This window comes from Streptosporangium sp. NPDC004379, from assembly GCF_042873875.1.
Lineage (GTDB): Bacteria > Actinomycetota > Actinomycetes > Streptosporangiales > Streptosporangiaceae > Streptosporangium.
In genome coordinates this window covers 1-20,543 of record NZ_JBIAMC010000032.1, presented here as the reverse complement: position 1 = coordinate 20,543, position 20,543 = coordinate 1, and the positions used below count along the sequence as shown (strand labels likewise).

Below are 20,543 nucleotides of genomic sequence, written 5' to 3'. Positions count from 1 at the left end.
AGCGGAACGGAGCGGACATGAGCCTGATCGGAGTGATCGGCGCCGGTGTCATGGGTGTCGGCGTCGCCCAGAACCTCGCCCAGACCGGCCACGACGTGGTGCTGGTCGACAAGGACGAGACGATCCTGAGCGAGGCGCTGACGGCCATCGCCCGCAACACCAGGATGAGCCGCCTCATGGGCGGTCCGGCCCTCGACGTCGACGAGGTGCTGTCCAGGATCGGCACCGCCGTGGGCGCGGCGGGCGCGGCCAAGTGCGACCTCGTCATCGAGAACGTCACCGAGGACTGGGACACCAAGCGGCAGGTGTACGAGACGCTCGACGCCGCCTGCGGCCCCGACACCGTCTTCGTGGTGAACACCTCCGCCATCCCCATCACCAAGGTCGGCTCCGTCACCAAGCGGCCCGACAAGGTGGTCGGCGTGCACTTCATGAACCCGGTGCCCGCCAAGCCGGCCGTGGAGCTCATCCCCGGCGTGCACACCTCCGAGGAGACGGTGCGGCGCACCCGCGACCTGCTGACCGCCATGGGCAAGAAGGCGGTGGACGTCAAGGACTCCTGCGGGTTCGTCTCCAACCGGGTCCTGATGCTCACCGTCAACGAGGCCGCGTACCTCGTCCACGAGGGCGTGGCCGACGCCGAGTCGGTCGACGAGGTCTTCCGCAGCTGCTTCGGCCACCCGATGGGGCCGCTGGAGACCGCCGACCTGATCGGCGTGGACACGATCCTCTACAGCGTCGAGGTGCTCTACGAGCACTACGCCGACAGCAAGTACCGGCCCTGCCCGCTGCTCAAGCAGATGACCGACGCCGGCCTGCACGGACGCAAGTCCGGCCGGGGCTTCTACACCTACGCAACGAACTGAATGGAGTCACCGATGTCGCACCCCACCTCCCAGGAGCAGATCCTCGACTTCGTCCGCGGCCGGTACCCGCAGGCCGAGATCGACGCCACGCAGGACATCTTCGCGCTCGGCTTCGTCAACTCGCTGTTCGCGATGGAACTGGTGATGTACGTCGAGAAGACCTTCGGCGTCACCATCCCCAACGAGGAGCTGCGGATCGACAACTTCCGCACCGCCACCGCGATGGCCGGTCTCGTGACCCGCCTCTCGCCGACCGTGGCCGCCGCGTGACGCTCGTCGCACCGGTACCCGTCCAGGTCGTCGACCGGCGCTCGGCGCGGGCGTTCGTCGACACGCACGTGGTGCCGTACGCGGATGAGTACGACAGGATCGGCCGCGTCCCCGAGGATCTGCTGCGGCACGTGGCCGCGGCGGGTCTGTGGGCGCCGTTCCTGTCGCCGGACTCGGGCGGGGCCGGGATGGACCTGGTCACGCTCGGCGAGGTGCACGAGGAGGTGGGCCGTGGCTGCTCGTCGCTGCGCAGCCTGCTGACCGTGCACACCATGGTCGCGTGGACCCTGCAGCGCTGGGGCACGCCGGAGCAGCACGCCCGGTGGGCCCCCGAGCTGGCCACCGGCGAGACGCTGGGGGCGTTCTGCCTGTCCGAGCCGGGCGCCGGCAGCGACACCTCCGGCATCGCGACCACCGCCGTCGAGGGCGGCGGCGGCTGGGTGATCAACGGCGTCAAGAAGTGGACGACCGGCGGGCAGCGGGCGGACCTGTTCCTGGTGTTCGCCCGCACCGCCGCCAGCATCGGCGCGTTCCTCGTGCCGAGGAACGCGCCGGGCGTCCGCGTCACGCCGATCGACGACATGCTCGGCACCCGGGCCTCCATGCTGGCCGAGATCACCTTCGACGACGTCGTGCTCGACCGCGGCGCGCTGCTCGGGCCGAGCAGCGGTTTCATGGCCGGCATGGTGCTGACCGGAACCCTCGACCTCGGCCGCTACAGCGTGGCGGCCGGGTCCGTCGGCATCATCCAGGCGTGCCTGGAGGCGTCGGCCGCCTACGCCGCGCACCGCCGGGTGGGCGGACGGCCCCTGGCGGAGCTGCCGCTGATCCAGGCCAAGCTCTCCGACATGGTCACCGACGCCCGCGCGTCCCGGCTGCTGCTGGCCGAGGCGGGCCGGCTGAAGGACGCCGGGGACGCCGACACGATCATGGCGACCTGGATCGCGAAGTACTTCGCCTCCACCGCCGCGGTCCGGCACGCCACCGAGGCCGTGCAGATCCACGGCGCCAACGGCTGCAGCCCCGACTACCCGGTGGCGCGGTTCTACCGGGACGCCAAGGTCATGGAGATCATCGAGGGTAGCAACGAGATCCAGCGCATCACCATCGCAGGCCAGGCGGAGCGGGAGATGACCAGATGAGCGTGACCACCGAACGCCAGGACCCCGGTGTCTTCGTCGCGCCGGAGAAACCCCGGCGGGGCCGCGTCAAGTGCGTCGTGTGGGACCTGGACAACACCCTGTGGAACGGCGTGCTGCTGGAGGACGGCGACGTCACCGTGCGCCCCGCCGTCGTCGAGCACATCCGCGAGCTGGACCGCAAGGGCGTCCTGCACTCGGTCGCGTCCAAGAACGACCGTGACGCGGCCATGGCCAAGCTGACCGAGCTGGGCCTGGCGGATCTGTTCCTCCACCCGCAGATCAACTGGAACCCCAAGTCCGGCTCGATCAGGAACATCGCCAAGGCGCTCAACCTCGGGCTCGACGCCTTCGCGTTCGTGGACGACCAGGAGTTCGAGCGCGGCGAGGTGGCCCACGAGCTGCCCGACGTGACCTGCGTGGACGTGACCGACCTGGACGAGGCCCTGACCAGGCCGGAGTTCCGTCCCCGGTTCGTGACCGACGAGTCGGCGCGGCGGCGCGAGATGTACCGCAGCCAGCTCGCCAGGGACGAGCTGGAGGAGGGCTTCGTCGGCACCAACGAGGAGTTCCTGGCGAGCCTGGAGATGTCGTTCACCATCTCCCCGGCCCGCCAGGAGGACCTGCAGAGGGCCGAGGAGCTGACCGTCCGCACCAACCAGCTCAACTCCACCGGGCGCACCTACTCCTACGACGAGCTGGACGCCCTGCGGGAGTCCCCCGACCACCTGCTCCTGGTCGCGTCGCTGACCGACAGGTTCGGCGACTACGGCAAGATCGGGCTCGTCCTGGTCGAGAAGGGGCGGGACGTCTGGTGGCTGCGCATGCTGCTGATGTCGTGCCGGGTGATGTCGCGGGGCGTGGGCATGGTGCTGCTCAACCACGTCCTGCGACTGGCCGCCGACGCCGGGGCGGCGGTGCGGGCCGACTTCGTGGAGACGGGGCGCAACCGGATGATGCAGGTGACGTACGCGTTCGCCGGGTTCCGCGAGGCGGAGCGGAACGGGGCGCACGTGGTGCTGGAGGCCGACCTCGGCGCCGTGCAGCCGCCGCCGCCGTACGTCCGTCTGGAGATCGGGACATGAGCGTCGCGAGCACCGAGGACGTCCTGTCGCGGTGGCTGCCGTTCCGCGCCTACACGGGCGCGGAGCCCGGCGCCCTGCCGCTGTACTGCCTGCCCCACGCGGGCGGCGCCGCGTCGGCGTTCCGGATGTGGCAGCGCAGGCTGCCCGGGGTGGCCGTGCAGCCCGTCCAGCTGCCCGGCCGCGAGTCCCGGCACCGGGAACCGCCCTACGAGCGCATGGAGCCGCTGGTCTCCGACCTGGCCGACACCGTGCTCGCGGACGTCGAGGCGTCCGCGGCCGGTCGCCGGTACGCCCTGTACGGCCACAGCCTCGGCGCGATCGTCGCGTTCGAGCTGATCCGGGAGATCCGGCGGCGGGGCGGGCCGGCTCCCGTGCACCTGTTCGTCTCCGGTTCCGACGCCCCCCACCTCACCCGCGAGGACGGGCCGCCGGTGCGGGACATGAACGCGAAGGAGGTGGCGGAGCTGCTGCGGACGCTGGGCGGCACCCCCGAGTGGCTGCTGTCCGACCCGGACGCGCTGGCGATGATCATTCACGCGGTGCAGGCCGACTTCACCGTGAAGGAGACCTACGTCTACCGGGACGAGCCGCTGCTGGACCTGCCGATCTCGCTGCTGACGAGCTCGGCGGACCCGCGCGTCTCCCCGCTCAAGGCGGCGGGGTGGAGCACTCTGACCAGCGCTCACTTCGCCCCGTACTCGTTCGACGGCGGCCACTTCGCCGTCCTCGAACAGGCGGCCCGCACCCACGCGATCGTCGCGGAGGCCCTCCGCCCATGGGTGTGACGCCGGCTCCGGCCCCGGCCCGCGTGCTCACGGACCAGCGGTCCGCGAGCGTGCGGGCCGCGGGCGTGCGGGCGGAGAACACGCGGTCCGCCGGCGCGGGGGTCCGGGACCCGCGGGCGCGGTCGTGGCCGTCCGGGGTCCGGGTGTGGAAGGTGCGCCTGGACCGGGCCGAGCGACCCGGATGGTGGGGGTGGCTGTCGGAGGGCGAGCGGGAGAGGGCCCGTGCCTTCGCCCGCGCCGCCGACCGCCGCCGGTACGTCGTCGCGCACGCCGCCCTGCGCTCCGTGCTGGGCGGCGTCTGCGGCGTGCCCGCCGCCCGGCTCGCCTTCTCCCCGGACGCCTCGGGCCGCCCCCGCCTCGACCTCGGCGGGGGCCGGCCCGCGCCCGACTTCAACCTGTCGCACTCCGACGAGTGGGCGCTGATCGCCGTCGCCCCCGGGGGATGGCGCGTGGGCGTGGACGTCGAACGCGTCCGCGACGACCTCGACCCCCTGGCCATGGCCGACCGTCTCTACCGCCCGGAGGAGGCGGCGCGCCTGCGTGCCGACCCCGGCGCCGCCCTGGCCGGGTACTTCCGCCTGTGGACCGCCAAGGAGGCGTTCGTCAAGGCCACCGGCGGCGGCCTGGCCCAGCTCGGCGACGTGCTCGTCCGCGAGGGAGTCCACGACGGGGGCCATGACGGAGCCCGCGACGAGGGACGCCGAGGGGGACACGGCGGGACACACGAAGGGAGCGCGACCTGTGAACGGTCGCGCTCCCTTCGTGGTCCGGTCCGCTGGCTCGACGTCGCCGCCGGCTACGCCGCCGCGGTGGTCACGATCGCTTCGACACCGGCACCACGTACCGGCTGAACACCAGGTCCCGCAGCACGTCGTCGCCGCCCTCGACGATCGACACGTACCGCATGTCCCGTGCCAGCTTGCCGATGACCGCCTCGTGCGTGTAGCCGAGCCCGCCGAACATCTCCGAGGCGGTCGAGGCGATCCGCCACCCCGTCTGCCCGCAGAACATCTTCGTCGTCAGCGCCTGCTTCAGCGTGCCCACGCGCAGGAACTCCTCGCCCGCGTCGGGCCGGTCCGCGATCTCGTCGTACGCCCGCGCCGCCGCCAGGCACTGGCCGGCCATGACCTCGATCTCCATCTCGAACTGGCCCAGCCGCGAGGCGAACACGGCGTTGGCGGTCAGCGGCGCCCCCTTGACCGACTTGGTCTTGGCGTACTCCATGCACACGTCCCGCACCCGCCGGGCGACGCCCAGGGCCGTGGCGGCGATGAGGATGCGGCTGGCGTTCAGGCCCACCTCCAGCAGGCGCAGGCCGTTGCCCCGCAGCACGTTCCCCGCGGGCACCCGCACCCCGGACAGCGAAACCTCGTAGGTGGCCGACGAGCGCAGCCCGATGACGTCCCACCGCCTGTCCACGGTGATCCCCGGCGTGTCGCGCGGCACCAGGACGGCCAGGTAGCCCGACGGGTCGTCCTGGGCCCGCGCGATCACGACGAGGAAGTCGGCGAAGCCGGTGTTGGTGGAGAACGCCTTCCGCCCGTCGAGCACGACCGCGTCGCCCTCGCGGCGCGCGGTCGTGGAGATCCTGGCCAGCTCGCTGCCGGCGGCGTGTTCGCTGCCCAGCGTCGCGGCGAACCCGTTGCCGGCCACGAGGGGCCTGAGGTGGCGTTCCTTCAGCTCCTCGTCGCCGTACCACTGGACCATGCTCGTGGTCAGCACGGGGATGAAGAGCGTGAACGCGACCCCGGCGTCCGAGTACGCCAGCTCGGCCGCGATGCGGACGCTCTCCTCCAGGCCCATGCCGAGGCCGCCGAACTCCTTGGGCATCCACCAGTTCGCCAGGCCGGTGGAGGCGAAGTCCCGGTAGAGCGGGAGCGGGGCCTCGGCCAGCGAGTCCAGGTACGCGTCCTTGCCCAGCAGCTCGCGCCGGGCGAAGCCCTGCACGGTCCGCAGGTACTCGGGCTGCTTCATGGGGCGCTCAGTCCTCCTCGTCGCGGGCGTCGAGCAGTTCGGCGAGCTGCCGGACCGTGGGGCACTCCAGCAGGCCGGTCACCGGGACCGACGCGTTGAGCGTCCTGCGGATCCTGGTGGTCAGCTCGATCGCCAGCAGCGAGTGGCCGCCGAGCTCGAAGAAGTTGTCCAGGGCGCCGATGGGGTCGATGCCGAGCACGCGCGACCAGATGTCGGCCAGCGTGGCCTCGGTGCCCTCCTTCGGCTCCACGTACGGGTTGTTCAGCTCCGGGCGCGGGTGCCGTTCGCGGTCGTCGAAGTCGTCGTCGCCGCCATGGATGTCGCCGGTGACCCACTGCGCGATCCGGGAGTCCAGCGACCCGGTGGAGATCACCAGGTGCCCGGCCCGGTCGGCCGCCGACAGCGCCCGCTCCAGGACGTCCACGCCCTCGGCCGGGGTCATCGTGTAGTCGGCGACGGCCTCGCTGTGGCCGGAGATCCGGTCGGGGTCGATGTTCCAGGTGTCCCAGTCGACGGTGACCCAGCGGCCCCGGCCGGTCGTGCGCGCCACGCGGACGTACGCGTCGAGCGCGGCGTTGGCCGACGCGTACGGTCCCAGGGTCATCCCGCCGAGCACCGACGCGATCGACGACAGGGTGATCCGCCGGTCCGGGCACCGCTCGCCGAGCACCTTCTGCAGCACGTGGAACCCGGTCACCTTGGCCGCGAAGTGCGCCTCGCACTGCTGCCGGTCCATCAGGTGCGCGAAGTTGAAGTAGGCGCCGTCCTGCACGCCCGCGCCGTGCACCACCACGTCGATCGTGCCGAACCGCTCGACGGCCGCGGCGACGACGGCCCGCATCCGCTCCTCGTCGGCCACGTCCGCCGAGAGGGCGAGCACGGTCGCGCCCCGGCTCTCCAGGTCGCGGATGTTGAGGATGTGCCGGGCCGTGCGCTCGCCGCCGGGAGGGGGCGCGGCCAGGTAGGCGTCCCACTCCTCGGGCGGCGGCAGCGGGGAGCGCGCGGTGAGCACCAGGCGGCAGCCGTAGGCGTCGGCGAAGTGCCGGGCCAGGACCAGGCCGACGTCGCCGAGGCCGCCGGTGATGAGCACCGTGTCGCCGTCGCGCACCGGCCGCCGCTCCGGGGCCGGCTCCTCGATCGGGTACGGCTCGTACGCGCGCAGCCAGGTCTCGCCCGCGCGCACCGCCATCGGGCCCTCGTGCTCGGCGACCGCGGCGGCCAGCACCTGCTCGGCGAGGACGGCGGCGTCGCCGGCGTCCACGTCGATGTGGCGGCAGCGCAGCCGCGGGTTCTCCTGCTGGAGGCTGGGGGCGAGCGCGGCCAGGGTGGCGTGCTCGGGGTGCCGCAGGTCGTCGCCCGCCACGTTGACCGCCTGCGGGGTGAGCAGCACCAGTCCGGCGCGCGGCGCGGACCCGGTGTTGTCGAGCAGCTCGCGGGAGAGCGCCAGCACCGGGTAGAAGCCGCGGCGCTGCTCCTCGGCGAAGTGCGCCACGGGGTCGGCGCCGGGGTCCTGCTCGTGAGAGGCCAGGCTGAACCCGTGCACGATCGTCCTCGGCATGGCCACCAGCGAGTACATCAGCTCCGCCACGTCGTCGGCCTTGTCCGGGCGGACGGTGAAGTCGCCGGTGTCCTCCTGCCCGAACCGGTCGCCGGCGCGTACGGCGGTCACGTCGGCGCCGGCTTCGACGAGCCGCTCGGTCAGGGCCTCGCCGCGGTCGTCGGCGGTGAACACCAGCCACGGGCCGGCCTCGCGCAGCCGCTCGTCGAGGTCGGACACCGGCAGCGGGCGGCGCTTCCACACCGGCAGGTGGGTCCAGCGCGACCGGTCGAACGTCTTGCCCTGACCGGCCGGCGCCACCGCCTGCGCGGGGTCGGCCTTCACCCAGAACCTGCGCCGCTGGAACGGGTACGTGGGCAGCTCGACCCGCAGTCCCTGTCCGTTGTGCAGCGCGGCCCAGTCGACCGTGCTCCCGGCCATCCACAGCCGCGCCACGACCTCCAGCAACCATTCGGCCGCGGTACCCACCTCCCCGGGGGCGACCACGACCTCCTCGGCCTGCTCGTCGTCGTCGCCCCGCACCACGCGGACGCCGATGGTCGCCAGCCCGTCGGCGAGCGCGTCGAGCGCCGCCTCACGCGACGAGGCGGCGGGTGCGGCGGCGTGCCGCAGCACGGTCTCCACCGCGGAGTGCAGTTCGCCCCACCATGTCTCCGGGGCGTCGGGGGAGGCGGTGAGGCGGACCTTGGGGTTGCGGCGCTGGGTCTTGCCGTCGATCCAGCGGGACGGGTCGCCCAGGGCGGCCACCGCGTCGTCGCGGTCGTGGACGACGACGGCGCGGCGCAGGGCGAAGCCGCCGCGGGAGACCTGGAGGGTGAAGGCCACGTCGGCGAGGTCGTCGCCGCTCTCACCGGTCAGGTGGTCGCGCAGCCGTTCGGTCGTCTCGCTCAGCGCCTGGCCGTCGCCGGCCGAGAGCACCAGCAGGTGCGGCCCGGGGCGGGCGGGCCGGGAGGGCCGGCGCGGCGCCTCCTCCATGATCACGTGCGCGTTGGTGCCGCCCAGCCCGAACGAGCTGACCCCGGCCCGCCGCGGGTGCGGCCCCGTCTCCCACGGCCGGTCCTCGGTCAGCACCGTGAACCGGTCGCCTCCCGCGGCCAGCGCGGGGTTCGGGGTCTCGTAACCGGGCGTGCCCGGCAGCAGCCCGTGCTTGAGCGCCATGGCCGCCCGCATCAGCCCGGTCGCGCCGGAGGCCCGGTCGAGGTGGCCCAGGCTCGGCTTGAGCGACCCCAGCACGCACGGCGTCTCGCGCGGCTGGGAGAAGACCCGGTTCATGGCGGCCAGCTCGATCGAGTCGCCCAGCATGGTGCCGGTGGCGTGGCACTCGACGTACCCGACGGTGTCGGGCTTGACCCCGGCCACGCCGAGCGCCGACTCGATCACCTCGGCCTGGCCGTCCACGCCGGGCGCGGTGTACCCGGCCCGCATGCGGCCGTCGTTGTTGGCCGCCGAGCCCAGGATGACCGCGTGGATGATGTCGCCGTCCGCGAGCGCGTCCGTCATGCGCTTGAGCGCCACGACCGCCGTTCCGCTGCCCATCACGGTGCCGCCCGCCTCGGCGTCGAAGCTGCGCACCCGGCCCTCGGGCGACATGATGCCGCCCTGCTCGTACAGGTAGCCGGCGTGCTGGGGGAGCGGGGTGAACGCGCCGCCCGCCACCGCGACGTCGCACTCGTAGGTGAGCAGGCTCTGGCAGGCCAGGTGCACCGCGACCAGCGAGGTCGAGCAGAACGTCTGCACCGACACGGCGGGCCCGCGCAGCCCCAGCTTGTACGACACCAGCGAGGCCAGCGAGTCGCGCTCGTTGCCCACGGCCATGAGCAGCGCCCCGCCCGGCTGCGCGCCGAGGTGCTGGAGGTTCTGCACGATGTAGTCGGGGAACCCGCACCCGCCGAAGACGGCGACCTGGCCGGGCACGTCGGTCGGGCAGTACCCGGCGCCTTCGAGGGCCTCCCACGAGCACTCCAGGAACAGCCGGTGCTGCGGGTCCATGGTCTCGGCCTCGCGCGGGTTGATCCCGAACACGGTGGCGTCGAAGAGGTCGAGGTCGTGCAGGGGTCCGCCGACGCGCACGTACCGGGGATCGGCGAGGAGGCCCGGGTCGACGCCGGACTCCCGCAGTTCCTCCTCGGTGATGGTGCGCAGGCCCTTGACCCCCGCGAGCAGGTTGCCCCACAGCTCGGCCAGGTTCCTGGCGCCGGGGAAGCGCCCGGACATGCCGATCAACGCGACCGCGGAGTCGTAGTCGGTTTCGGTGGTCATGACGTCCTTCCGCTCCTGAGCATGTTGCGCCGCTGGGCGATGCGGGACCGCTGCCGGTCCTTCGCCTCGCTCGGCTGCTCGTCCGCGTCCTGGTCGGCCTGGGCCGCCTCGGCGAGCGAGGCGACCGTGGGCGCCTGGTAGAGGATGTGCGGCGGCAGGTAGGACAGCTCCAGCGCCTTCCTGACCTCGGCGATGATCTCCATGCCGAGCAGCGAGTTGCCGCCCAGCTCGAAGAAGTTGTCGTGCACGCCGACCTGCTCCAGGCCCAGGGCCTCCGCCCACACCCCGGCGATGGTCTCCTCGGCCGGAGTCTGCGGCTCGACGTACGCGGTGGACAGGTCGGGGCGCGGGTGCCGGCCGAACGCGTCCCTGATCTTCTTCACCGTCGCCTGGTGGCTCTCGATCGAGGACCTGCGGCTCATCGCCACCAGGGGCGCGAAGTCCTGCGTGGAGGCCACGACGTGCGGCTCACCGCCGGCGAGGACCCGCAGCAGGGTCTCCCAGCCCTGGTCGAAGGTGAGGCCGAAGTTCTCCCGGTACCAGGCGAAGTACTGCTTGGAGCCCTCGTCGTAGTTCTCCAGGCCCTCGGTCCAGCCGTTCCACGTCCACTCGCACCAGTCGACGGAGGTGACCGTCACCCCGGGGAGGGGGTCGCTGAGCGCGAAGGAGTCGAGGAAGGCGTTGGCGGCGCAGTAGTCCACCTGGCCGGCGCCGCCGCCGGTGGCGGAGGTGGTGGAGGAGTACAGCGCCAGGAAGTCCACCCGCGTGCCGCGCAGCGCCTCGGCCAGCGCGAGCGTGCCCATGACCTTGGGCGCGAGCACCCTCTCCATGTCGGCGACGGTCTTGAACTGCATGAGCCCCACGGCGGGCACGCCGGCGCAGTGCAGCACGCCGTTCAGCTCGCCGAAGCGCTCGACGGCGGCGGCCACGGCGCGGCGGGCGTCCTCGGGTCTGGAGACGTCCCCGGCGACGGTGACGACCTCCGCGCCGGCCGCCTCCAGGCGGCGCAGCCCCTCCAGCCGCCTGCGGACCTCGGGGGCGGTGGAGTCGGAGGCCAGGATCGCGGGCCACTGCTCGCGCGGCGGGACCGGCGTGCGCCCCAGCAGCACCAGCCGCGCCCGGTAGTGCTCGGCCAGCCGTTCGGCCATGGCCAGGCCGATGCCGCCCAGGCCGCCGGTGACCAGGTAGACGCCGCCCTTGCGTACCTGGGCGGCCGGGGTCCTGGCGGCGATCACGGAGGCGTCCAGCGCCTCGTAGCCGGGGATCCACCGCTGCCCGCCGCGCAGCCCGACCACCTGGTCGGACGGTTCGGCGAGCAGTTCGGCGAGCAGCGCGTCCGCCCCGGCGTCGACGTCGATGACGCGGGTTCTGACCTTCGGGTACTCGACGGGGATCAGCCGGGCCGGGCCGAGCAGGGTGCCGAGCCCGGCGTGGACGCGGTCGCCCGGGTGCACCCGCTGGCCGCCGGAGGTGACGATGTCGAGCTGCCAGCCGCTCAGACCCATGTCGCCGGCCGCGCGGGCCAGGCCGACCAGCGTGTGCAGGCCGCGCTGCAGGGTCTCCTCGATCGGGGCGTCCTCCGCCGACCACAGGTGCACCACGCGCTCGGGCTCCCAGCGACGTCCGGCCAGCTCGCGCAGCGCCGCCAGCATGTCCTCGGCCGAGCCGGGACGCACCCGCAGGCCGTCGTCGTCGCTGGAGAACCGTTCGCCGGGCCGTACCAGGACCACCTCCTTGCCGGCCGCGGCGAGGTGCGCGAGCAGCGGCGCGGCCAGCTCGGCCGCGCGGCCCTCGTCGGTGTAGACCAGCCAGCGGCCGGCGTCCTGTCCGCCGGGGGGCCGGACGGCCGTCTGCTGCCAGACGGGCACGTGGATCCAGCGGGTGTCGGGCAGGCGCGGGTACGCCTTGGCGATGCTGGTCGGGTCGCTCTCGTCGTAGGCGGCCGCCCCGCCGCCGCCGAACGCGTCCTGGTCGATCTCCAGCCAGTAGTCCTGCCGCTCGAACGGGTACGTCGGCAGCGGCACCCGGCGGGGCGCCCAGTCCTCGCCGGCGTGCAGCGCGGCCCAGTCGACCGGCACCCCGGTCAGCCACAGCCTCCCGACCGCGGTCGCGACGGCGGCGCCGGCGTCCTGCGGGTCTCCGGCGGCGGGGAGCACGGTCACGATGAGCGGCCACTGCTCGCGGTCGCAGGACGGGTGGCCGCGGGTCAGCGCGCCGAGCGACTGCCCGGGACCGATCTCGACGAGCGCCAGGCCGGCCTGCCCGAGCACGTGGCCGAGCCCCTTGCCGAACTCGACGGTCTCGCACATGTGGCGGGCCCAGTAGCCCGGGTCGGTCACGACCTCGGCGGTGGCCGGCTCGCCGGTCACGTTGCTCAGGTACGCGATCTCCGGCGGGTTCAGCGTGATGTTGTCGGCGATCCAGGACGTCAGCTCACCGGCCAGCGGGGCGAGCATCCGGGAGTGGAAGGCGTGCGTGGTCTCCAGCCGCCGGTGCCCGATCCTGGAGTCGAGCAGCAGCGCGGCGGCCCGCTCCACCGCCTCGGCGGGCCCGGCGAGCACGACCTGCGAGCCGGTGCGGACGGCGACGTCCAGCTCTTCGGTGAACACCTGGCCCAGGACGGCGGCCAGCCGGCGCTCGTCGGCCGACACCGCCAGCATCGCGCCCTCGGGCTGCGAGGTGATGAGCTTCGCCCGGTACGCCACCAGCCGCAGCGCGTCCGGCAGCGAAAGCACGCCCGCCAGGCAGGCGCACACGTACTCGCCGAGGCTGTAGCCGATCATGATCTCGGGCTCGACGCCCCAGCGGACGAGCAGCCGCGCCAGCGCGTACTCGGCCACGAAGACCGCGGGCTGCACCAGATGCGGCTCGGTGGCGGAGCGCGGCGCGCCCGCCTCGGTCCGGCCGAGCAGCCTGGCCAGGTCGCCGGTGTCGCCCCCGGCCTGCTCGGCGGGGACGAAGATGTCGGACAGCTGACCCGGCGCGGTCAGCCCCAGCAGGGCCAGGCACTCGTCCACGTCCGCGCGGAACGTCGGCTCCTCGGCGTAGAGGCCGGCGACCATGCCGGGGTACTGCTCGCCGACCCCCGCGACGAGGAAGCCGGTCTTCCGCCCGACGGTCGCGTCCGCGCGTCCCAGCGTCGCCGCCGGGTCGGACAGCCGGGCCGCCGCCGACTCCGGCGAGTCGGCGATCACGACCCTGCGGTGCCCGAACAGCTTCCGTCCGGCCTGCAGGGTGTACGCCACGTCGCCGAGGTCGTGCGGCGACTCCTCCAGGTGGGCGGCCAGCCGCGCGCACGACTGCTCGGCGGCGGCCTGCGACCGGGCCGAGACCGGCAGGATCTGCAGGCGGCGCGGACGCGTGCCGCGCGGTGCGGGGAGCGGCGCCTCGGTGACGATGGCGTGCGCGTTGGTGCCGCCCATGCCCAGCGAGCTGATGCCCGCGATGCGCGGCCTGTCCGGCGTGCGCGGCCACGGGGTGGGCTCGGCGGTGACGTGGAAGGGGCTGTCACCGAAGTCGATCTCGGGGTTGGGGGAGCGGTAGTGCAGCGTGCCGGGGATCAGCTCGTTGCGCAGCGACTGGACGACCTTGATCAGGCCGGTCACGCCGGAGGCCCGGTCCAGGTGGCCCACGTTCGGCTTGATCGAGCCGAGCACGCAGTACTGCTTGCGTTTCGTGGCGCCGAACGCGCGGGTGAGCGCGGCCACCTCCATCGGGTCGCCGACCTCGGTGGCGGTGCCGTGCGCCTCGACGTACGAGACGTCGTCGGGGTTCACGCCGGCCCGGTCGAGGGCCGCCGACACGCAGCGGCGCTGCCCGTCGATGCTCGGCGCCAGGTAGCTGAACTTCATCGCGCCGTCGTTGTTGATGGCCGAGGCGCGGATCACGGCGTGCACGGTGTCCCGGTCGGCCACGGCGTCTTCGAGCCGCTTGAGCAGCACGACCGCCGCGCCGTCGCCGAACATGCTGCCCCGGCCCTCGGCGTCGAACGTGCGCACGTGGCCGTCGGGCGACTCCTGGCCGCCCTCCTCCCACAGGTAGCCGGTGCGGTCGGGGATGCGCACCGACACGCCGCCGGCCAGCGCCATCCGGCACTCGCCGCGCCGCAGGCTCTCCGAGGCCAGGTGGACCGCCACCAGCGAGGTCGAGCAGAACGTCTGCACCGACAGCGCGGGGCCGTCCAGGTCGAAGCGGAAGGCGACGTTCGTGGCCAGCGCGTCCTTGTCGTTCCCGATCATCAGGGCGCTGGTGTCGATGCCCATCTGGAACGCCATGAGCCGGGTCAGCAGGTAGCCGCTGATGTTCATCCCGGCGAACACGCCCACGCTGCCCCGGCCCTCGGGGGCGGCGTACCCGGACGACTCCAGGACCTCCCACACGCACTCCAGGAAGATGCGCTGCTGCGGGTCGGCGAGCGTGGCCTCACGTGGGTTGTAGCCGAAGAACGCGGCGTCGAAGCCGCGGATGTCGTCCAGGACCGGCCGCATCCGCACGTAGTTCGGCTGCTGGAACGTGGCCGGCGACACGCCCGCGGCCAGCAGGTCGTCGTCGGAGAACTCGGTGAACGACTCCACGCCCGTGCTGATGTTGCGCCAGAACGTCTCGATGTCGGCCGCACCCGGGAACCGACCGGCCATGCCGATGATCGCGATATCGGCGTCGCCGGGTGAATGGTGCTGATCCATCAACATGCCCTTCTTCACTGATGTTCCTGTCACAGCAGCCCGCCGCGGCCCCAGCCGCGCGCCAGCCTGCGGGCGGCGAAAGCACCCGCCGCCAGGCCCAGCGCCAGCAGTACGGCCCCGGGCGGCACGACGCCGGCCGTGTCCCCGCTCACCGCGGCCTGCATCATGCTCAGCGCGTAGTAGCCCGGGGAGACGTGGGCGGCCGCCTGCGCCCAGTCGGGCATGATGCTCAGCGGCACCAGGGCCCCGCCCAGCGAGCTGAGGGTGAGCGCGCCCACGTCGCAGATCACGCTGAGCTCGCCGTGGCTGCGCACCAGCGTGGCCAGCGCCGCGCCGAGCGACAGCAGCGCGAACGCCCAGATCATGATGGCCAGCAGCACCAGCGGCGGCGACGGCGGCACCGGCAGCCCGATGGCCAGGCAGCCGTAGACGATCAGGATCGCCTGCTGCGCGATCATCACCGCGAACAGCGGCAGCGTCTTGCCGACCAGCAGCTCGAACGCCGGGGCCCGGCTCACGCGGAGCCGGTCCCAGGTGCGCCAGGTGCGTTCCGACAGGATCGCGTTGCCCGCCATGGAGATCGCGAACACCGAGAACATCACCATCAGCCCGGTGGCGATCTGGGTGGCGCCCTGGTCGAGGGCCCGGACGTACAGGGGCCTGAGCACCAGCATGAGCACCATGGGCATGGCGACGTAGCTGATCATCTGCCCGGGGTCGCGCAACCGGATGATCATGTTGTGCCGGGCCAGCGCGCCGATGCGGTACAGCGCGTCGAGCACGCCGAGGCGGCGTGGGGCGGTGTCAAGCAGCATGGGTGACCGCCAGGGATCGGTAGAGGTCGTCCAGGGACGGGTTGCGCACGTCGACCGCGGTGACCGGGCGGTTCACCCGGCCCAGCAGGTCGATCAGGGCCGCCGCCGGATCGGAGGTGGAGACCGAGATCTCCTCCTCGCCGTCCAGCGTCACGCGTACCTCACCCGGCAGGTCCCGCAGCAACTCGTCGCAGGCCCCCCTGACGATGATCCGGCCGCTGCGCGCGACCGCGATCGTGGCCTGGAGCTCGGTCAGCTCGGGCAGGTAGTGGGTGGTGTAGATGACGGCCGCGCCCTCTCCCGCGCGCTGCTTGACCACGTCCAGCATGGCCTGGCGGGTCTCCAGGTCGGCGCCGGCCGTGGGCTCGTCGAGCAGGAGGAGGCGAGGACGGTGGACGAGGGCGCTGGCGGCCTGCGTGCGCCGCTGCTGGCCGCCGGAGAGCTTGCCCGTCCTCCTGTCCATGATCTCGGTGAGCCGCAGGACGAAGGCCAGCTCCTCGACGGCCTCGCGCAGCGCCGCCCGTCGCAGGCCGGCGAGCCTGCCGTACAGCTCCAGGTGTTCCCGTACGGTGATGGAGGGGTACAGCGCCAGATGCTGGGGCGCCACGCCGACCTCGCCGCGGGCGGCGGACGGGGGTCTGCCGTCGATGGTCACCTGTCCGCTGTCGGGGCGGACCAGGTGGGACACGATCTCGACGAAGGTCGTCTTCCCCGCGCCGTTGTGTCCCAGAAGCCCGACGATCTCACCTGCGCCCACGCTCAGAGTGAATCCGTCAAGGGCCTGGACATCGCCGTACCGCTTGACGAGATCGGTTGCCACCAGCAACGTGTCACCTCCCCAATGTCATGGAGTAAGCGGGCTAGTGCGGATGGAGCCATCTTGGACGGATGACGGCGGGAATTGACGGGGCCCGTGGTGGCAGGTAGTTGCCGTGAAGACCAGCCAGTGGAACGGCATTTACGCGCCGGGACTTCACTGTCTAATCTGACCGGCATGGACGTTGGGCCGTTGATAGCCGCCGGACGCGAATGCGAGATCCTCGAGGCCGGGCCCGGCCGCGTGGTCCGGCGCTCCCGCGACGGCCGCGACCTCGAACGAGAGGCCGCCGCCATGCGTCACGCCCGACGCCACGGGTTCCCCGCCCCCGAGGTCTTCGACGCCGACGGTCCCGACATCCTCATGGAGCGGGTGGACGGGCCCAGCCTCATGGAGGAGATGGTCCGCGCGCCGCAGGAGGCGCACCGCCGGGTCCGTCTCCTCGCCACCCTGCTGCGAGACCTCGCCGGGGTGCGCGCCCCCGGCTGGCTCCAGGCCGCCCCCGGCTGCCCCGGCAACCGCCTGCTCCACCTGGACCTCCACCCGGCCAACGTGATCCTGACCGCGGACGGCCCGAAGGTCGTCGACTGGGCCAACGCGGCCCGGGGCGCGGCGGGCGCCGACGTCGCCTGCACCTGGCTGCTCCTGGCCACCACGCCGGCCGGGCGCCCCCTGGACGAGCGCAGGACGACCTGGCTGGCGGCGTTCCTGGAGGACGCCGGCGCGGAGGCGGCGCGGCCGTACCTCCCGGCCATGGCCGACCGGCGGCGCGCGGACCGGAACGTCACCGACGAGGAGAAGGCCGGGATCACGGCCTTCCTCACCGAGAACGCCCAGCCCTGACCGCCCCTCCACCGCCTCTCGCCGGGCACACCCGGCCCTGACCCCGTTCATCCACCGCCCGGAAGGCTGACATGCACGACCGCGACGTACGCGCATCCGACCTAGACCGCGACGCCGCCGCCGAGCGCCTGCGGCTGGCCGTGGAGGAGGGCTGCCTCGACTTCGGGGAGTTCGACGAGCGCCTGGGCCAGGCATACCAGTCGGTGACCCGGGGCGAGCTGGCCGACCTGGTCGCCGACCTGCCCGCGAAGCGCCCGCAGACCCCTCGGAAACCGGCCCCGGCCGGGCTCCCGCGCTGGCTGAAGATCGTGTGGGCCGCCTGGGCGGTCATCTTCGCGATCAACGTCGTGGTCTGGGGGGTGGTGAGCGTGGCCAACGCGTGTCCCGCGGAGTTCTGGCCGAAGGGCGCGCTTCCGCCCGCCGTCATCCTGGCGATCGTGACGGCGGTCATCAGCCGGAAGAGGCGGGAAGAGAACGGGGAGGGATCCTGATCCATGGCACCGTCACCCGCCACGACGTCCGGGCGGCGCGCGGAGCTGGATTCCATCCGGGTCCTGGTGGTCGTCGGGCTGGTGTTCTTCCACACGGCGCTGGTCTTCGACGCCCAGGACGACTTCTATGTGAAGAACGCCGAGACGACCCCGTTCACGCTGGTCGTCTCGGCCCTCGGCGTGCTGTGGGCGATGCCGCTGCTGTTCTTCCTGGCGGGACTGGGGGCCTGGCACTCGCTGCGCAGGCGGGGCGCCGGCGAGTACGTCGCCGAGCGCCTGCGCCGCCTCGGGGTGCCGCTGGTGTTCGGGACCGTCGTGCTGGTGCCTCTGCCGCAGTGGTTACGGCAGCGGGCCGACCCCGCCTTCCACGAGTCCTACCCGGAGTTCCTGCCGCGCTTCTTCACCCTGGACGGGTTCAAGTGGCGTGACTTCCCGTTCGTCTTCGACGGGCGGTACTTCGAGTTCGGCCACCTGTGGTTCCTGCTGTTGCTGCTGACGTTCTCCCTCATCCTGGCCCCGCTGGTGCGCTGGGGCGGCGCCCCGGGGCGGCGGCCCGGCGACCGCGAGCCGTGGGGGCGGCGGCTCGGCGACCGCGCCGCCGCCCTCGCCGAGCGCCGTCCGGGCGCCATCCTGCTGCCCGCCGTTCCGCTGGCGGTGGTGTGCGCGCTGGCCGGGCTGGAGGAGCAGTTCGCCGGCTGGCACCGGGCGGCGTACCTGTTGTTCTTCCTGTTCGGGTTCGCCTTCGCCGGTGACGAGCGGTTCAGGGCCGCGCTCCGCCGCGACCTGCGCCTCATCACGGTCTGCGGCGTGGTGATCTTCCTGGTCGGCGCGCCGCTGCTGATGACCGCCGGGGGCGACCCCTTCACCGACCTGGCCCCGCAGGCGACGGCCGGCCGCGCCCTGTTCGGCGTGACCGGATGGTGCTGGCTGGTCGCGATACTCGGCTTCCTGGACCGCCGGGGCCGGTCGGCGGCCACCCGGTCGGCGGCCACCCGGCCGGAGCGCCGGCCCCGCCGCTGGTACGCCTACCTGTCCGAGGCCGTGCTGCCGCTGTACGTCCTGCACCAGCCGATCGTCGTCGCGGTCGCATCGGTCGTGATCGGATGGGAGGCGCCGATCGCCGTGAAGTTCCCGGTGATCAGCGTGGTCTCCCTGGTGCTGATCTTCGCGGTGTACGACCTCCTGGTCCGCCGCACGGACCCGGCCCGCTTCCTGTTCGGCATGCGACCCAGGCCGCGCCCGCCCGCGGAGGTACGGACGGGTTCCTCCCCGCCCTGAGGGACTCCGCCGGGCCGGCCGGATCACGCGACGAGCTCCGGGACGGGCCGGTCGCCCGTCTCCGGGAGGTCACCTCGAACCGGGCGGCGGAGTCCCTGCGGACTCCCGGGAGGGCGGCCCGCCGTGGCGGACCGCCCTCCCGGTCACGCCGCGGCCGTGACCTGGCCGACGGCGTCGCTCTTGTAGAGGACGGATCCGCCCGACTGGGCGTCCCACCACTTGAGCCTGGTCTGGTACGACGTCTTCGGCTGCAGGCCGTCCCGGTCACACGTGATCGTCTCGGGGTTCCCGGAGACGGCTCGCCGCGGCCCCTCGGCGAAGTCCGAGCCGTCGGTGCGCCAGGAGGCGCAGGAGACCCAGCCGGAGTGCCGCGCCGGGTCGACCCGGGTCGTCCACTGGATCTTCGTGGCCGTCGGCGCCGCGGGTCCGGCGGACGTGGTCATCACCGGGGTTCCGGAGAACAGCGTCCCGGTCACCGCCTCACGCCACGCCTGGATGCTCCCGGTGTCACCGATCAGGTCGTACTCCGGCCATCCCGTCGCGTCGAAGTACGTGACGAAGCGCGCCTCCGCCGTACCGCGCAGCCACCTGGCGACCTCCCGCAGCATCGCCGGGCGGTTCGCGTGGTCGTCGAGGCCCAGCTCGGCCACCGCGTACGGCTTACCCTCCGAGCGGGCCACCTCGAGACCCGGCCGCTTCGCGTTGTGCTGGGCCATGGTCTCCGACTTCGCCATGTCGAAGTTGTAGACGTCCCACGCCATCACGTCCACGTACGCGGAGCCGGGGTAGTAGTCGCGCCAGTTCCGCCCGCTCTTCGGGTCCAGCGTCCAGTCCATCAGGATCGTGGTGGCGAACAGGCGCGGGTTGCCGGCCTCGTCCGCGAGGCGGGCGATGCGCTGCCACGCGGCCCGGTACGCCGCCGCGGTGAACTCGCCGTTCCTGATGTTCTCCTCCGGCTCGTGATAGAAGCACCAGAAGACGTCCCGGTCCCGGGGTGCGCTCGCGAACCACGAGCGCAGATAGGCGTCCGCCGTGCCCGCCAGCACGGCGTCCGCGTCGTACTTGAAGGACACCACGGTCGAGCGACCCGGGGTGTTGAGCTTCGAGTCGGTCCACCCGGCGGGGGCGCCCGAGTAGAAGACCCGGACGATCGGCAGCGTGCCGTACCGCGCGTCGGCGGCCGCCAGCGCCTGGGGGAACGTCTGCCCCGACGCCTGGTGGATCGAGGCCCCGAAGAGGGTCGGCGTACTCGCGCGCGCCGGGGTCTGCAGGGCGAATCCGATCAGGACGGAAGCCACGGTGGCGAGCACCGCGACGAGTCTCTTCATGTCTTTCTCCTCATGTGAGCGGGACGCCGGGCCGCGTGTCGGCCGCGTCCGCCGGGAATCGGTGGGGGTGAGGGGTTGCGCCCATGCGGATGACGGGCGCAACCCACCACGTCACGGGAACGGGACTACCACTTGCCGAGGACGAGGCGGTCGGCGACGGGGTCGAGGGAGTAGTTGCCGGAGGTGTACCACTTGCCGGCGTAGGTGGTGCCGTTCTTCCAGACGTGGTAGCTGAAGGTGTTGTCGGGGTTCTGATAGGCGGCGACGATGTCGTCGTGGCCGTCTCCGTCGACGTCTGCGGAGGCGATGCGGTTGCCGGTCTGGTTCATGGTCCAGGGGCCGGATTCGTA

16 protein-coding genes are annotated in these 20,543 nt (G+C 72.8%); 9 read left to right on the top strand and 7 right to left on the bottom strand.

What is annotated here, in order from left to right:
• Positions 1 to 17 precede the first annotated feature (17 nt).
• From ACFYSC_RS36630 to ACFYSC_RS36605, 6 genes are read left to right on the top strand one after another with little or no spacing between them, the layout of a single operon-like run.
• Positions 18 to 866, top strand: a complete 849-nt coding sequence (locus ACFYSC_RS36630; RefSeq protein WP_389970918.1) for a 3-hydroxyacyl-CoA dehydrogenase family protein — start codon at positions 18 to 20, stop codon at positions 864 to 866.
• Positions 867 to 878: 12 nt separating this feature from the next.
• Positions 879 to 1,136 carry an acyl carrier protein gene (locus ACFYSC_RS36625; protein ID WP_389970914.1) on the top strand — a complete coding sequence of 86 codons (258 nt, stop codon included), beginning with the start codon at positions 879 to 881 and terminating at the stop codon, positions 1,134 to 1,136.
• The gene (locus tag ACFYSC_RS36620) at positions 1,133 to 2,278 is read left to right on the top strand and encodes an acyl-CoA dehydrogenase family protein (protein WP_389970911.1); all 1,146 of its coding nucleotides are present in this window, start codon (positions 1,133 to 1,135) and stop codon (positions 2,276 to 2,278) included. Before ACFYSC_RS36625 ends, ACFYSC_RS36620 begins: the two co-directional genes overlap by 4 nt.
• On the top strand, positions 2,275 to 3,360 hold the full coding sequence (locus ACFYSC_RS36615; RefSeq protein ID WP_389970908.1) for an HAD-IIIC family phosphatase: 1,086 nt from the start codon (positions 2,275 to 2,277) through the stop codon (positions 3,358 to 3,360). Before ACFYSC_RS36620 ends, ACFYSC_RS36615 begins: the two co-directional genes overlap by 4 nt.
• Positions 3,357 to 4,145: a thioesterase II family protein gene (locus ACFYSC_RS36610; RefSeq protein ID WP_389970905.1), complete on the top strand. Its 789-nt coding sequence runs from the start codon at positions 3,357 to 3,359 to the stop codon at positions 4,143 to 4,145. The genes ACFYSC_RS36615 and ACFYSC_RS36610 overlap by 4 nt, the downstream gene beginning before the upstream one ends.
• Entirely contained in the window at positions 4,136 to 4,996 is an 861-nt protein-coding gene (locus tag ACFYSC_RS36605) for a 4'-phosphopantetheinyl transferase family protein (protein ID WP_389970902.1), read from the top strand. Before ACFYSC_RS36610 ends, ACFYSC_RS36605 begins: the two co-directional genes overlap by 10 nt.
• Here the strand turns inward: ACFYSC_RS36605 and ACFYSC_RS36600 are convergent.
• Genes ACFYSC_RS36600 through ACFYSC_RS36580 form a run of 5 tightly spaced genes read right to left on the bottom strand, consistent with a single transcriptional unit; the run spans position 4,959 to position 16,256 of the window.
• The gene (locus tag ACFYSC_RS36600; protein WP_389970899.1) at positions 4,959 to 6,119 is read right to left on the bottom strand and encodes an acyl-CoA dehydrogenase family protein; all 1,161 of its coding nucleotides are present in this window, start codon (positions 6,117 to 6,119) and stop codon (positions 4,959 to 4,961) included. The genes ACFYSC_RS36605 and ACFYSC_RS36600 overlap by 38 nt on opposite strands.
• A gap of 7 nt (positions 6,120 to 6,126) precedes the next feature.
• The gene (locus ACFYSC_RS36595) at positions 6,127 to 9,936 is read right to left on the bottom strand and encodes an SDR family NAD(P)-dependent oxidoreductase (RefSeq protein WP_389970896.1); all 3,810 of its coding nucleotides are present in this window, start codon (positions 9,934 to 9,936) and stop codon (positions 6,127 to 6,129) included.
• Entirely contained in the window at positions 9,933 to 14,621 is a 4,689-nt protein-coding gene (locus tag ACFYSC_RS36590) for an SDR family NAD(P)-dependent oxidoreductase (RefSeq protein ID WP_389970893.1), read from the bottom strand. Before ACFYSC_RS36590 ends, ACFYSC_RS36595 begins: the two co-directional genes overlap by 4 nt.
• 29 nt (positions 14,622 to 14,650) lie before the next feature.
• Entirely contained in the window at positions 14,651 to 15,436 is a 786-nt protein-coding gene (locus tag ACFYSC_RS36585) for an ABC transporter permease (RefSeq protein WP_362945494.1), read from the bottom strand.
• Positions 15,426 to 16,256 (bottom strand): ABC transporter ATP-binding protein, encoded by an 831-nt coding sequence (locus ACFYSC_RS36580; protein ID WP_362945492.1) that lies wholly within the window; start codon positions 16,254 to 16,256, stop codon positions 15,426 to 15,428. Before ACFYSC_RS36580 ends, ACFYSC_RS36585 begins: the two co-directional genes overlap by 11 nt.
• Positions 16,257 to 16,430: 174 nt before the next feature.
• Between ACFYSC_RS36580 and ACFYSC_RS36575 the strand changes: the two genes are divergently transcribed.
• The 3 genes from ACFYSC_RS36575 (at position 16,431) to ACFYSC_RS36565 (ending at position 18,865) form a co-directional block, all read left to right on the top strand.
• Complete coding sequence (locus ACFYSC_RS36575) at positions 16,431 to 17,096, top strand: phosphotransferase (protein ID WP_389970889.1); 666 nt, start codon at positions 16,431 to 16,433, stop codon at positions 17,094 to 17,096.
• Positions 17,097 to 17,167: 71 nt separating this feature from the next.
• Positions 17,168 to 17,587 (top strand): DUF1707 domain-containing protein, encoded by a 420-nt coding sequence (locus tag ACFYSC_RS36570; RefSeq protein ID WP_389970886.1) that lies wholly within the window; start codon positions 17,168 to 17,170, stop codon positions 17,585 to 17,587.
• A gap of 3 nt (positions 17,588 to 17,590) precedes the next feature.
• Positions 17,591 to 18,865 carry an acyltransferase family protein gene (locus ACFYSC_RS36565; RefSeq protein ID WP_389970883.1) on the top strand — a complete coding sequence of 425 codons (1,275 nt, stop codon included), beginning with the start codon at positions 17,591 to 17,593 and terminating at the stop codon, positions 18,863 to 18,865.
• 143 nt (positions 18,866 to 19,008) lie between these two features.
• Here the strand turns inward: ACFYSC_RS36565 and ACFYSC_RS36560 are convergent, their stop codons facing one another.
• Both ACFYSC_RS36560 and ACFYSC_RS36555 read right to left on the bottom strand, forming a co-directional pair.
• The gene (locus ACFYSC_RS36560; protein ID WP_389970880.1) at positions 19,009 to 20,193 is read right to left on the bottom strand and encodes a hypothetical protein; all 1,185 of its coding nucleotides are present in this window, start codon (positions 20,191 to 20,193) and stop codon (positions 19,009 to 19,011) included.
• 125 nt (positions 20,194 to 20,318) lie between these two features.
• The coding region (locus ACFYSC_RS36555) for an FG-GAP repeat protein (RefSeq protein WP_389970877.1) at positions 20,319 to 20,543 on the bottom strand (225 nt) is incomplete at its 5' end.

Excerpts from the sequence above, each read along its gene's own strand:
- ACFYSC_RS36560 (WP_389970880.1), bottom strand. The coding sequence starts at position 20,193 with ATGAAGAGACTCGTCGCGGTGCTCGCCACCGTGGCTTCCGTCCTGATC.
- ACFYSC_RS36570 (WP_389970886.1), top strand. The coding sequence starts at position 17,168 with ATGCACGACCGCGACGTACGCGCATCCGACCTAGACCGCGACGCCGCC.
- ACFYSC_RS36610 (WP_389970905.1), top strand. The coding sequence starts at position 3,357 with ATGAGCGTCGCGAGCACCGAGGACGTCCTGTCGCGGTGGCTGCCGTTC.
- ACFYSC_RS36630 (WP_389970918.1), top strand. The coding sequence starts at position 18 with ATGAGCCTGATCGGAGTGATCGGCGCCGGTGTCATGGGTGTCGGCGTC.
- ACFYSC_RS36595 (WP_389970896.1), bottom strand. The coding sequence starts at position 9,936 with ATGACCACCGAAACCGACTACGACTCCGCGGTCGCGTTGATCGGCATG.
- ACFYSC_RS36615 (WP_389970908.1), top strand. The coding sequence starts at position 2,275 with ATGAGCGTGACCACCGAACGCCAGGACCCCGGTGTCTTCGTCGCGCCG.
- ACFYSC_RS36585 (WP_362945494.1), bottom strand. The coding sequence starts at position 15,436 with ATGCTGCTTGACACCGCCCCACGCCGCCTCGGCGTGCTCGACGCGCTG.
- ACFYSC_RS36605 (WP_389970902.1), top strand. The coding sequence starts at position 4,136 with ATGGGTGTGACGCCGGCTCCGGCCCCGGCCCGCGTGCTCACGGACCAG.
- ACFYSC_RS36565 (WP_389970883.1), top strand. The coding sequence starts at position 17,591 with ATGGCACCGTCACCCGCCACGACGTCCGGGCGGCGCGCGGAGCTGGAT.
- ACFYSC_RS36600 (WP_389970899.1), bottom strand. The coding sequence starts at position 6,119 with ATGAAGCAGCCCGAGTACCTGCGGACCGTGCAGGGCTTCGCCCGGCGC.
- ACFYSC_RS36625 (WP_389970914.1), top strand. The coding sequence starts at position 879 with ATGTCGCACCCCACCTCCCAGGAGCAGATCCTCGACTTCGTCCGCGGC.
- ACFYSC_RS36575 (WP_389970889.1), top strand. The coding sequence starts at position 16,431 with ATGGACGTTGGGCCGTTGATAGCCGCCGGACGCGAATGCGAGATCCTC.
- ACFYSC_RS36590 (WP_389970893.1), bottom strand. The coding sequence starts at position 14,621 with ATGGATCAGCACCATTCACCCGGCGACGCCGATATCGCGATCATCGGC.